Origin of the sequence: Methylobacterium sp. WL1, from assembly GCF_008000895.1 — a bacterium.
Lineage (GTDB): Bacteria > Pseudomonadota > Alphaproteobacteria > Rhizobiales > Beijerinckiaceae > Methylobacterium.
The window spans coordinates 1,488,039-1,500,261 of record NZ_CP042823.1; the positions used below are offsets into that span (position 1 = coordinate 1,488,039).

16 protein-coding genes are annotated in these 12,223 nt (G+C 65.0%); 10 read left to right on the forward strand and 6 right to left on the reverse strand.

The genetic code is table 11. The annotated features are described in order from the left end of the window. Positions 1-130: 130 nt before the first annotated feature. The 5 genes from FVA80_RS07440 to FVA80_RS07460 all read right to left on the reverse strand — a co-directional run bounded on the left by FVA80_RS07440 (position 131) and on the right by FVA80_RS07460 (position 4,709). A complete protein-coding gene (locus tag FVA80_RS07440) occupies positions 131-520 on the reverse strand; it encodes a hypothetical protein (protein WP_147910468.1) in 390 nt (129 codons plus the stop codon). 160 nt (positions 521-680) lie between these two features. Beyond that, positions 681-1,889, reverse strand: a complete 1,209-nt coding sequence (locus FVA80_RS07445; protein WP_147910467.1) for an integrase — start codon at positions 1,887-1,889, stop codon at positions 681-683. 392 nt (positions 1,890-2,281) lie between these two features. Further along, positions 2,282-3,364, reverse strand: coding sequence for a hypothetical protein (locus tag FVA80_RS07450; RefSeq protein ID WP_147910466.1), 1,083 nt, complete (start codon positions 3,362-3,364; stop codon positions 2,282-2,284). Positions 3,365-3,433: 69 nt separating this feature from the next. Continuing rightward, a complete protein-coding gene (locus FVA80_RS07455; RefSeq protein WP_147910465.1) occupies positions 3,434-4,132 on the reverse strand; it encodes a helix-turn-helix transcriptional regulator in 699 nt (232 codons plus the stop codon). Positions 4,133-4,490: 358 nt separating this feature from the next. Then, entirely contained in the window at positions 4,491-4,709 is a 219-nt protein-coding gene (locus FVA80_RS07460) for a hypothetical protein (RefSeq protein WP_147910464.1), read from the reverse strand. A gap of 107 nt (positions 4,710-4,816) precedes the next feature. On the opposite strand from FVA80_RS07460, the gene FVA80_RS07465 reads away from it, so the two are divergent. The 10 genes from FVA80_RS07465 to FVA80_RS07510 all read left to right on the forward strand — a co-directional run bounded on the left by FVA80_RS07465 (position 4,817) and on the right by FVA80_RS07510 (position 11,569). Then, the gene (locus tag FVA80_RS07465; RefSeq protein WP_147910463.1) at positions 4,817-5,227 is read left to right on the forward strand and encodes a hypothetical protein; all 411 of its coding nucleotides are present in this window, start codon (positions 4,817-4,819) and stop codon (positions 5,225-5,227) included. 95 nt (positions 5,228-5,322) lie between these two features. Beyond that, positions 5,323-6,141, forward strand: coding sequence for an MT-A70 family methyltransferase (locus FVA80_RS07470; protein WP_246692306.1), 819 nt, complete (start codon positions 5,323-5,325; stop codon positions 6,139-6,141). 271 nt (positions 6,142-6,412) lie between these two features. Further along, positions 6,413-6,652, forward strand: coding sequence for a hypothetical protein (locus FVA80_RS07475; RefSeq protein WP_147910462.1), 240 nt, complete (start codon positions 6,413-6,415; stop codon positions 6,650-6,652). Further along, positions 6,649-7,617 carry a helix-turn-helix domain-containing protein gene (locus FVA80_RS07480; protein ID WP_147910461.1) on the forward strand — a complete coding sequence of 323 codons (969 nt, stop codon included), beginning with the start codon at positions 6,649-6,651 and terminating at the stop codon, positions 7,615-7,617. Before FVA80_RS07475 ends, FVA80_RS07480 begins: the two co-directional genes overlap by 4 nt. After that, on the forward strand, positions 7,580-8,182 hold the full coding sequence (locus FVA80_RS07485; RefSeq protein ID WP_147910460.1) for a hypothetical protein: 603 nt from the start codon (positions 7,580-7,582) through the stop codon (positions 8,180-8,182). Before FVA80_RS07480 ends, FVA80_RS07485 begins: the two co-directional genes overlap by 38 nt. Before the next feature lie 78 nt (positions 8,183-8,260). After that, positions 8,261-8,713, forward strand: coding sequence for a hypothetical protein (locus FVA80_RS07490; protein WP_147957802.1), 453 nt, complete (start codon positions 8,261-8,263; stop codon positions 8,711-8,713). A gap of 492 nt (positions 8,714-9,205) precedes the next feature. Beyond that, positions 9,206-9,583 carry a hypothetical protein gene (locus FVA80_RS07495; RefSeq protein WP_147910458.1) on the forward strand — a complete coding sequence of 126 codons (378 nt, stop codon included), beginning with the start codon at positions 9,206-9,208 and terminating at the stop codon, positions 9,581-9,583. A 214-nt stretch (positions 9,584-9,797) separates the two neighbouring features. Then, positions 9,798-10,028, forward strand: a complete 231-nt coding sequence (locus FVA80_RS07500) for a hypothetical protein (RefSeq protein WP_147910457.1) — start codon at positions 9,798-9,800, stop codon at positions 10,026-10,028. A gap of 433 nt (positions 10,029-10,461) precedes the next feature. Continuing rightward, positions 10,462-10,662 carry a KTSC domain-containing protein gene (locus FVA80_RS07505; RefSeq protein WP_147910456.1) on the forward strand — a complete coding sequence of 67 codons (201 nt, stop codon included), beginning with the start codon at positions 10,462-10,464 and terminating at the stop codon, positions 10,660-10,662. A 7-nt stretch (positions 10,663-10,669) separates the two neighbouring features. Next, on the forward strand, positions 10,670-11,569 hold the full coding sequence (locus FVA80_RS07510; RefSeq protein ID WP_187193613.1) for a DUF4062 domain-containing protein: 900 nt from the start codon (positions 10,670-10,672) through the stop codon (positions 11,567-11,569). Positions 11,570-11,677: 108 nt separating this feature from the next. Here the strand turns inward: FVA80_RS07510 and FVA80_RS07515 are convergent, their stop codons facing one another. After that, entirely contained in the window at positions 11,678-12,199 is a 522-nt protein-coding gene (locus tag FVA80_RS07515; RefSeq protein WP_147910455.1) for a terminase small subunit, read from the reverse strand. Positions 12,200-12,223 lie beyond the last annotated feature (24 nt).

A 12,223-nucleotide genomic window follows, 5' to 3' on the forward strand; every position in this document is an offset into this window, starting at 1 on the left:
GGCGCGATCATGCCCTCGGCGAGCGCCGCCTCCAGCGGCGTGTCGCCGGTCGAGACGCGCACCGACCGGCCGTTGACGACGAGCGAGCAGCGCGCGCCCATGGCCGTACCCCGCTTGGTCTGGAGAGGGATCACCGGGCGCGGATCAGCAGGGTGTCCACCAGGGACGCCCAGCGCTCGCGGGTCGCCCGCACGTCGTCGCTGGCCGCCGATTCGGTCAGGAGCTGGCGCTGCGCCCGGAGGGCCTCGACCTCCTGCCGCTGGGCCCGGAGCACCGCCTTCATCACCTGCAGCTCGGTCTCGAGCCGGGCGATCTCGTCGGCCTCGTCGAAATCCTCGGACAGGTCGTCCAGGGCGGCGCCGGAGACGCGCGGATCCTGCACAGCTTGGCCGGGCAGAGCCTGGCCGGGGACCGGCAGCCGGGTGCGGGCCTGCTGCTCCAGCCGGACCGGCCGGGCGATCAGGCGACGCACGAGATCCGAGCTGCCCGCCTGCTGGTAACGCCTCGCCGCCTCGGCCATCCGCCCATCCCCTCCACGCGCGCCGGAGCGCCATTCCATCAACAGGAGCTTGCGCGGACATGGTTAAGGGGGACTTAACAATGGCGTTAGGATTTTGTTTACCGCTCAATAGCTTGCGGCCGGTATTCCCGGGGCGTTCCTCGTGACGTTCCCGGACCGTTCAGCCCTCGGATTTCGGGGCGCGCCGGCCGAGCCGGGCGGTGGCGAAGCGGCGGTGCGCCTCCAGCCTTTCGCGGTCGTACACGTCGGCCGTCGTGCGCGGCTTGGTGTGACCTGCCACCTTGGCGGCGTCGTCGGTCAGCGCGCCGCCGCCCCGGCCTTCCGTGATCGCCGAGGCGCGCAAATCGCGGCTCCAGAGCTCGACCGGCAGGCCGGCCGCCACGCGTACCCGCTTCCAGGCCGAAAGGAACTGCTGATCCGTGAAGGGCAGGGCGGTCGCCTCGTTGACAATTAGCGGCCCGGATCGCGCCTTATCCGGTACCCGCGCCATCTCTTCCAGCACCATGGGGCAGAGCCGGAGGTCGATCACCACCTCGGCGCCGCTGCTCGCGCGGGTCTTCGAGGGCGTGTAGCGCAGCACCAGGTCCTCGCCGATGTGGCGCCATTCGAGCCCGGCCCATTTGTGCTGGCCGTAGACCACCGGGCAGATCGTCGGATCTGCCAGCGGGTACCACTGCCCGGCGGCATCCCACTGCCGAAGCGCCGTCTCGAACTGGACGGCGTAGCAGAGCGCCAGGGACGGCCGGCCCATGGCATGCGCGGCGGCAATCGCGCTCCGCACCTGGTCGACGGTAGCGTACATGCTCCGCGGGCGCGGTACCGGCAGCCGCAGCTCGCGGATATCATCTCGCAAGGTCCGGCAGGACCGATGCCCGGCCACGATGCAGAAGGTGAGGGCGGATTTCAGGACCGCGACCCGCGTCTGCCCCGCCGCCGGCTTGGCGCCGGCCTCGGACCAGCCGGCGTGCCAGCGCTTCACGTGGAGGCCGGTCACCGCGTCGACGCGCACGTCGCCGATCTCCGCCTCCAGGCGACGCAGGTAGTGCAAGTAGGGGCGACGGGACGCTGGCTTGAGCCCGTGGAACGGCGAGTCCTCGTGCTGCTGGTAGATCCGCAGGACACTGGCGATCGTGCCGTCGAAGGCCAGCGGATCGCGGCGCAGGCCATCGAGCCAGGCGAGCATGTCGTTCTGCAGGCGCTGGCATTGGTCGGCCAGCAGCTCGGGCGTGTCGAGGTATCGCGAGAGCGGGATCGTGCCGCTCGGGTAGCCTCGGCTCACGGCCTCGGGGGAGGGGATCCAGTACGCCGCCCAACCGCCGCTGCGCGGACGGAACTTCAGGCCCGGCGCCTTGATCTTGGGCTTGTCCATGCCGTTCGAGGCTCCTGCGGCCCGGGTGAGTCGGTGGGCGCACGGCCTGCGGGACCATACTCGCGATCGTAAAAGGCCCGAACGGCCACGGTGTAGCGCTTGCCATAGAGCTTGGTCGGGCGTGGGAAGCCGCAGGCCTCCAGCGACGCTACGCTTGCGCACCAGGCGCGCATGTCTGCCTCATCCGGCCCGACGACAGCCTCGGCGATATCCCGATCCGACGCGAACAACGGCAGGTCATCGAAGGTGAGGGCTGGCCTTGCCGGCTTTTTACGGCCCGTCATCGCGCGAGATCTCGACGGTGAGAGAAAGGGTGCCCTGCCCCCGGCAGACTGCCGGAAGCAGGGCGTTCGAAGCCATGTCCCAAGCCTGGCCTCGAAGCTTGAAAATCGCTAGCCGACCATACCCAGGCGCGCAGCGTCACGGGCGATCGAGATGGCCAGGAGCTGGCAACGCCAATCGCCGTCGAGGTCGTCAGGCTCGGGCGCGTGGTTGAGCATGACGCGGGCCTTCGCGGCGAGGCCGGCCGGCGTTTGGGCGTCCATCGCGGTCACGAGTTCGAGGAACTGCATGGAGCGGGCGAAGGTGCCGGGCGGGGTATCGTGATCGCACGCTTCACACACCGCGATCGCCGCGCGCTCTTCAGTAATCGCCGCCTCGGCCAGCGGGATCAGAGCCGCATCGGGAGCCGCCGCGGGCCCGGCTTTCTGTGGGGGCGGTGCCACGACCCGCGGGCGGACGGAGGCGCCGGACAGCACTTCGAGATCCTGGACGATGCCGCGCCAGGCGGCGAGCGCCATGTCGGGTACCTCGTCCGCGACCGGGGGCGGCGCGGCCGCCTCTTCCTCCTCGCGTAACAGGGGTAGCTTGGCGCACAGGTCGGCGAGGCTCGCGCAGGGATGGGCCAGGATCTCGCGCTGGAGCATGAGCTTGCGCTCCGCCCCATCCTTTCCGTCCGAGCAGGCATCCACCCGATCGCGCAAGGCGCACCATTCGGCCGTCAGCGCCGCGAGCCCCGGATCCCAGGCAACAGCAGCCGGTGGCTCAGCACCGGGGAGCGCCCTGCCCCGCCAATCGACGCCCACGAGGCGGAACAGCGCGTTGCAGACGAGGCGGAGCAGTTCGCCATCCTGGCCACCGTTGTCCGGATTGTCCTCCCAGGAGTCGCTGCACGTCAGAGCGGCAGCGTGCGCCAGGACGAGGAGGCCGGCGAGCGACTCGGGCCGATGCACGAAGATCCGATCGGCGACGGCCTTCACGGTCCCGTAGAGGCGACGAGCCGTTTCCCACGCCTCTCTGCAATCCGGATCGGCGCTGGTGACCTCCGCGTCGCGATCATAGGCGAGGTAGGGGCGGGCGGCGGCTTCGAGCTCGGAGGCGAGAGCGAGGAGGGCGGCATCCGAATGAGCGACGACCGATAGCGTCGCCCCTGCGAAATTCGGTGCTTTCCCCATGACTATGGCAAGCGGGTTCATGCCGTACCTCCCCATGACCAGGCGTGAGGCTGTACGAAACGCACCGCATCGTCAACACAAAACGTACAGCTAATCGTCGGGCATCTCGTCCATGTTCCGGTTGTACTCGGTGACAGACATTCGAGCCCATGAACCTGCGGGCACAATCAGATCGATTTTGTGCACCGCGACCACGCTCACAGAGACCTGCCTTTGCCGAGCATTTGCCGAAAGGACAAATTCGCCGTCAAGCCCTGATCTGTGCGCAAATCGGATGTAGCTCTTCCCGCTGCGGGTATGAATTAAAACAAGCCTACCATCTTCAACCTGGGAACCAAGGGGGTCAATATCGGCTAAAACGAGATCACCTGGCGCAAATATACTTAGGCCAGCGTCGCTATCGACCTCCATTGCTATAAATTTAGTGCCAATACGGTGATTTATTTTTGCTACAGATCGCGCGGGCGATCTTATGTAGTCTGAACTGCCGAAATTTACACAGGTGTCATCCTTTATTAAGCCGGACACAAAGATGAATTCTCTTGCTTCTTTAGAAAGATCGCCCGGCAAACCCATTGCGATATAGCCGAACGGCACTCTAAACGCCCGTGCATATTTATCGATTACAGATATCTTCAGACCACGCTCGCCATTCTCATGGCTGCGATACGTGTTTTCGTTCCAGCCAAACGCTCTCGCCGCATCGGAAGCCGTCTCGAAGCCAGCCTTTTCGCGGCTGAGGATCAGCCTTTTTCTCATTTCCTCGCGGTGCGGAGGCAGTTCGCTCAAGGGGCGCTCCATGGGGTTGCAGCGCCATCCATAGCAATGCGTGCTGTACCTTTCGCCTTGACGGATTGCACCACGAAACGTACAGCGGCTCTATGCTCACGATCGAAGCGATATTTGCGAGCTGTGGAGGCCCAGCGGCTGTGGCGAAAGCCATCGGCGTAACAACCGAACACGCCGCATCTATGCGCCGTCGTCAATCCATCCCAGTAGCATATTGGCCCAGTATCGTTGAATTCAGTAGAAATTTGCCCCAACGCATAGATTACGAAAAACTTGTCGAAGCGCACGTCAGTAAGAAATCTAGCATTGCCCCGACCTCTATACACACGATACGGGGGGAAGCCTGATGCATAATTCGTCAGTATCCGGCTCCAATCAGCTCAAGAACAATCGCTGCGACCGCTCGGCGTCCGACCTCACTTACGTGCGGCCCATGCGCAAGATCGTCCAGCACGTTGACCATCCGCTCAAGCGCCTCGCGCTCTTCATGGCATCGGTCCGCCGGCCGCCCGCGCTCTCCCAAGCTGACGCGGCCGGCGGTCTCAAGGTGCAACCTCCGCAGGTAATCGAGTTCCATCGTTCCCGTCTCCCGCCGTGGTCGAAGGCATTCGACCACAGGAGCGCCCCCCCATGTCGGGAGAGTCATCCAAGAGCTCGGGAATCTCACCCAAGGGCGGTCACGGCATGATCGGCGCCAAGGCAGAGGCCCGCGAGCTCGTATCGCTGATCGCCGGCCCGGTCCGGCTGGGCGACAACGTGAAGGCTGTCTTATCCCGCGTGGCGGACGCTACCGGCCTCGGCGACCGCCGCGTGCGCGGGATCTGGAATGGGGAGGCACGGACGATCCGAGCCGAGGAAATGGATCGGCTTCGCGCGGCGGCGCGTCAGGCCCGCGCAGTCGAGGACGCCCAACATGAGCTCGTCACCCTCCGCGCCCGGATTGCCGCCTGTGAGGCCGCCCTTCGCCTTCCTGCCGAGGACCTGGCTGGCGCGTGCGCTGATGCGGTGGGCCCAGCGCCTAGCGTTGCGCATCGCCCCCTGGATCGCCCCGGACGCGGGCTGACCGTGCCGGCCGTGGGACGCCCCCTCACGTGACGGCCGGGGCGCTCATCGCCCCCGATTCAGTCGCCACTCCTACTCCACCCTCGGTTTGGTCCCGCACCCTCATGCCGTCGCGCCCGCCGCGCTACATGCCCCATGAGATCGAGCGCGTGCGCCGCTCCATGGAGGCCGACGCCGACCCCGAAGGGCCGTTTGTGGGGGATCGGCCGCTGGGCAAATTGCCCGCGCCGACAGGCCGTGTTCGGGACCGGGTAGGGGACATCTGCGGGGTCGGCCGACGCACCGTCGACAAGATTGCAGAGCTGTACGCCGCGGCCGGAGCGGATCCTTTGCGGGTCGGCCCGATCGTTGAAGCAATGAACCGTACGGGGAAGGTCGACGGCGCATACCGCCGCTTCCGGCGCATGCAGGACGAGGATCGCATCCTATCGCTGGCGCCGCGCGTCGGTCGCTTCCGCACCCTCGTGCTCGACCCGCCATGGGAAGACGAATCGGTCTCCGAAGGCCAGCGGCCGCCCTACGCGACCATGCCTCTGGCGGAGATCGCCGCGGTACCGGTGCCGGACTGGGCGGAGGATGGCAGCCATATTTACTGCCACGCGCCGGGACCGTGGGTGCCGATCGCAGCTAGGCTGATCGAGGGTTGGGGCTTTTCCTACAAGCAGCTGCTCACGTGGCGAAAGCCGCGGTGGTCCATGGGCAGGTATTTCCGGCCTACCACCGAGTACGTGGTCTTCGGAACGCGCGGCGGCCTGATGACCCGGCGGCAGGACGTATCCACCCTGTTCGAGGGCCCGGTCGGCCAGCACAGCGAAAAGCCGGAGGAGTTCTTTCAGCTCGTGCGAGCGATGAGCTTCCCGCCCTACGGCGAAGCTTTTCAGCGCCAAGCGCGTCCCGGGTTTGCAGATCTGTTCCCGATCGCCGCCGCTAGCGAGGCCGCCGAGTGAGGCCGCCGATCGCAGCGCACCTGCGCCGGCACACCCGGCCGATCCCGCGCGGACCTCCGCGCGCAGGCAAATCAAAGCTCGTGCTCTGCCGCGTCAGACGGACCCAAGCGCACCGCCGCGCCACACCCGTCATCGCAACTCGACAACCCCGCGCATCCGCGTCGGGGCGAGCGCTGAGACATTGCCCGAGCACCCGCCTGCAATCAACCGGCTCGACCGCCGCGCGGCACCCTCGCGCGCGGAGCGGCGAAGCCATGCCCGCGAGGTCCCCGTGTCGCCCATCATTCGCCGCGCCGTCTTTGGCGCCTCCACCATTCCGATATCCCGCGCTGCGATCGACGACCCGGATCTCTCGATGGGAGCGCTCGGCGTATACTGCGTCATCGCCGCGGCGGGGCGGCGCGTCGATCGCGGCCAGCTCCTAGAGCGGTTCGGAAGCAATCCTGCGCTGCTCGATGCCCGGTTGAACGCGCTGATGCGCGCCGAGCTGATCGAGGGAGGCGGCCGATGAAGGACGACAGGTCCATCATGACGAACATCCGCTGGGCCGGCCGGCAGCGGATCGCCAACGTCCCGGCCAAGAACGTCCTCAACGCGATCGCGACGTACGCGAACCGCGAAGGTCTGGCCCACCCATCCCAACGCGAGCTGGCCAACCAGACCGGCTACAGCGAGCGCGCGGTCCGCATGGCCTTGGCGTTCCTGGCTGGCGCGAACCCCGCAAGTGAGAAGTTCATCGAGCGCCGAGAACGGCGGCGCGGGAACGGCTCCCGGACGAGCGACGAGCTGAAGCTCCTGATCGGCGGGAGGCCTGACACCCGGCAGGAGGTGCCGGTTGTGAGCGCCGACGAGGCCCCAAACACCGGCACCACGTGCCAGACCCCCCGGAATCTCATGCCGACTTCACCGGCACCAGATTCCGGGCCCACTTCGTTCGAACAGCCAGAGGAACAGCCAAAAGAACATTCCGAGCCGGACGGCTCAGGCACCCGAAGGCCGGAGCCGGGCGCCAAGGCGCTCCTCTTTTCGGAAGGTCGACCTTCGCTGATGGCTCTCGGCCTGTCGGAGCGTGAGGCCGGCACGATGATCGGCCGATGGCTGCGCGATTCCGGCGACGACGCCGATCGCGTCCTCGACGCCATCCGGCGTGCCTGTGACGCCGCCCCCCACGACCCAAGACCGTGGATCACCGCCGCCCTCAAGAATGGCTCTCCGGAGGATGCGCACCATGGCGCAGGATCTTCAAGCTACCGTCGCGCCGCTGCTGCCGGTGCTGGATCTCGATCGTCCGACGTTTCTCGCATCGCAGCCGTCATGGCTCGTGTCGCGGATCGACGCGGAATCACGTTCGGAACACCGCAGGATCGTCCGGGACGCCACGGGCCGCCAGATCGGGGAGGTACGCACGCTCCCACGGTCCTTGATGCTCACTGGAGCGATGCGGGCGGTCCTGGGCCGGCGCATTGCGGAACTTGAGGCGGCGCTCGCCCCCGGGCCCGCCGAGGAGATCATGGAGCACGTCGCGCGGCTTCTCGGCCGGTACCTAGCCGGCAAGACCGAGGATGATCTCGCGATCCGGGCAGAGACGTACCTCGATGCCCTGGACGATCTACCGGCATGGACGATCCGCGAGGGGATCCGCCGGTGGTTCAAAGGCAAGTGCGGGGGCACGCCAAAGGACTACGACTTCGCGCCTTCTGAGGCGCGGCTGCACGGCGTCGCCGAGGGGATCGTCCGCGCGACGCAGGGGCAGGCGATCTGTTTCCGGCGCCTGCTGGCGGCTGAGGCCGAGCCGGAGATCTCCGATGCCGACCGCGCACGGCAAGCGGCCGAGCTACAGGCGCTGGCGATCGGTCTTCGGAGCGCCGAGGCCGATCGCGTCGCACAGGCGCGCCGCCCCGCGCAGGCTATGCCGCCAACCCGGGATCGGGCTTCGGTAGCGGCCGAGCTAGAGCAACGACGGGCGCGGCGGGAGGCGGATGCCGCCCAGTCGGAACTGGATCTGGCACCGGCACAGCCGCCGGCGGCTGTGGAGGCGTGAGGGTGAAGGGTGCGATCCGATCGGGCCGGACAGGCCAAGGGGCCCACGACCACGGCCGACGACGTACGTGCCTGGCTCGTGGCTTTTTTCACCGACCTGCCGAACGCGCCGGTCTACTCGGCCGGCCGCGGCCAGGCGGTGTTCGTTGACCTCGACAAAAGCCCGTCCGGCCTCGACTGGCCGCGGTTCACCGCCGACGTGCTCGGGCCCCGGAGCCGGGAGCGCTTATGGGTCCTGACCTGGGCTCGGTGCGAGGCGCGCCACCGCGCGATCGCCCGCGACCTAGCGAACCCACCCGGCGGCGGCTCCATCCGAGAGTTCTGTCGTGAGTTCGGGATCCATCGGGCGACCTTCGACCGGACCGTGGCCCGATCCATCTCCATCCTCGCCCGGGAATGGGATCGTCGGCGGATAGGTCTGAAACGGCCTCGTCCGGAGGGGCCGGACCCACCCGATATCATCGCCCCCGAACTGCGTTTGGAGCTGGCCGACGGTGGCGGTACCTCGGATCCGGAAGCTCGGAAGCGGTAGAAATTTTCCGCGCCCCGTTAGTACTACACAGTCCTAACGCTAGTGAGCATCCTGTTCAGAAAAGCCCTAACGCTAGTGTGCAAGGTCCTAACGCTGGCGTGATGTTAGATAACGCTAGTGAGCAGGGTCCTAACATCTGAGTGCTGTCTGCTAACGCTAGTTGGCGAGTTGCCATGACGCCATCGCAACTTGCCATACGGTCAGGGCGACGTCGCCATGGGGTCACGACGACCTGGCCATTCGGGCGGCCCCCGTGAAGGCTTCGACGCCGTCCCGCAGAGTATGCGAAGTCTGACATGCCCTGTGGATAACGTGTCGCACCTAACCACTTCGGTAGTGCGCTCCCTTGTGCCGCCATCGGCGAATGCAGTTAATGGATCGTTAAGCCTAAACGTCGGACTAGACAGACAAGGCTGCACCCTGCATATTCTGCGAATGGGTGCTGTTCAGGACCATCGCTCCGACTCCGCTGACGACGGATCGGCCCTTCGCGTGGACGCGATGGTCCGCGGCATCCTGAGCCTGCTCGAAACCCTGTCCCCGGCCGAGAAGCAGCTCGTCGTGCGTCGCGTGACCGATGCGCTCCGGCCGATCCGAACCCCAAATGCAGGCGACGTTCTCGGAGTCGTCGTCCAGTTGATGCCGCGCACCGGCACCTGGACGGTCGATGACCTCAAGAGAACGATCGAGAAGTCGGGCGTCGAGGCGAAGCCAAAAGAGATCTACAACGCTCTGGGCTACCTGACGCGCCGCAAACACATCCAGAGGATCTCTTACGGTCGGTACATGGTCGATGGCGCCATGATCGAGACTGCGGAGGATCTGGGCGAAAGCAATCGTTACGAGGAGGCATATCAGGAACAATCCTGACGCCTCGAATTTCGAGGTTTCACGCGCGCGCTCACGCGCGAGGAAGAATTGACCAGCGGATATAGAAAGACCGTCGAGGATTGCGGCCTCGACGGTCTGGAAGATCCGACCCGCACGACTAGTAGCCGGGCGCGGGACAGGCTGTACGACAGCGAACGCATAATGTCGTTCGTAGGCCCTTGGTCAAGCCCGGCTCTGACAGAGGAGCCACGCGATGGCTTGGAAAAAGTACGACCAGTTTGTCACCAAGGGCCAGGGCGCCTTGTTCGACCAGCTTTCCCCTCCGGGCACGGTCTGCAAGCACTCCGGCGTCTACCGCTGCGAGATCTGCGGGCATGAAGCGGTGTCGACTAAGGGACACGCGCTCCCTCCGCAGAACCACCACACCCATCCCAGCCGGCAGCCGATCCAGTGGCGGCTGACCGTCGCCTGCGCGCACGCGTAAGGAGGATCGGATGAGCACATGGGATGTCGCTCTCATCCGAGAGCAGGGTGTAAGCTTCGGGGTCGTCAGCGTCCGCGACAGCGTACTCAGCAGCCCGTCCGATCGGGATGGGCTGGTGCGGGCCTGGAGCTTTGAGCTGGGGGTGCCCGTCGTTCTGATAGGAGCACGAGATCACCGGCTTTACGGCCGGCCTGACATCGTGCGGTTCCTATCGACGAAGCATTCGTCGCAGTTCCCATGGCGGCGGATGACGTTAGCAGCCTGATCCCGCCGAGGAGCGCGAGTGCGCCCACCAGGGCCTCGAAAGCCTGGGCGCGCTCGCCTTCACCATGAGGGATGAGGACGTTCTCGCCGGCACCTACGTCGAGCAGAACCCCGCCCGATCCCTCGATCGTCACCCGCATCGCCAACCCTCGCACCGAACGGAGGGCCGATGCCCATCCTCAATTCGTCCGCGATCGCACGCGCTGAGTACGACCCGAACACCCGTAGAATGCAAATCTGGTTTCGGGGCGGAATGCACGCGTACGACTACTTCAACGTGCCGGAGAGCGTCTACCAGGGCCTGATCCAGGCTCCCTCCGCAGGTAGTTACTACGCCCGCTATATCAAAGATTATTTCCGATATTTTTGAGGATACAATGGCTTATCAGGCTACAGTTATACCAGTAATGATCGCATCACCGAGCGACGTTATGGCTGAAAGGGCCATCGTTCGAGACGTCATCAACGATTGGAATTACGTTAATTCGCAAACTCGAAGCGTGGTTTTGATGTCAACGGGATGGGAAACACATTCCGCACCTGAACTTGGCACAATGACCGCACAAGAGCTTATAAATACGAGAATACTTGAGCACTGCGACCTGCTCATCGGTGTTTTCTGGACACGACTTGGTACACCCACCGGAAAGGCGGCGAGCGGGACAGCCGAAGAAATTCAGCGTCACATAGAAGCAGGCAAGCCCGCACTAGTGTATTTTTCCTCTGCACCGGTAGTTCCGGACAGTCTCGACCAAGACCAATACGCCGCATTGAGAGCTTTCAAAACTTGGTGTCAGCAGCGCGGCCTAACACAGCCCTTCAGCGACACAACACAATTCCGAGACCTGCTTGTTAAACAGCTTGGAATAACCCTTAACCAGCACGAGTATCTAAGGAGCTTAATAGGCCCTTCTCTGGGCGAGAAAGAACCTGAGCAATCGCGCACGCGAGAGGTCACTATATCTGGAGACTGTATCGACCTGCTGTTAGCAGCTGCGGATGATCGAAATGGGTCGATAACCAGGATGTCTGCCTTAAACGGCGTGTCGATATTTGCGAACGGAAAATCATTTGTTGAGGAGCGCGACAGGCGATCCGAGGCTAGATGGGAAGCTGCGCTCGAAGAATTGGAGAACTATGGCTTGGTGCGCGATGCTGGTCATAGCAGATCGATATTTCAGTTGACCGCGAGTGGTTACAAGGCGGCTGATCAGGCGAAGGCTAAATTTGCCGATCAAACCATGGCACACGAAAATGAGAGCGACGCCACAGGCTAAACTGCTTTGAAGGCGAGTAGGCCGCAGCCCGGACCGTGAAGCCCTGGCGCGGCACAAGCCGCCGAATGGAGTGAAGGGGCTGTGCGGGGCGCATAGCCGCCGGGCGGCCTATTCGGTCGGGAAGTCGGGGGTGGCCTTGCCCTCCTTGCGGAGGTTCCAGCGCCGGCGCAGCTCCTCCTGGGCATTCCCCATGCCCCTGTTCCACTCGGCCTGGCACATCCTGTCGATCTCGCCTGGCAAAGTCATCGTGGCGGCTCGCGTCGCTATCTTGGAGAAGGCGTTCGAGCCCTGTTGCTTGATGGCCAGGCAGAACGCGCTCATGTCGGCGACCGCATCCTCGCGGGACACCACGCTCTTCAGGCGCTCGTCCAGGTCGATCTCCGCCATGTGCGCGAGGGCGACGGACCGGCGGCGATCGGCCTCTTCCTTCGAGATAACCGTGCCGTCACCGCCGCCCGCGGCGACCACGTTGGCGATGGCGCGCTCGATGCGCCATGCCATCACGTCGGCGATGCAGATTTTCCACGCCTTGCCGGTCGCGCGGTCGGCGCGCTCGACAGCCGGACAGCCCTGCGATAGCCATGTCTGCAGCGTGGTTTTGTTCACCCCCAGCAGGCCAGCGACCTCCATAAGGCTATGCGTTTGCATGTGAAT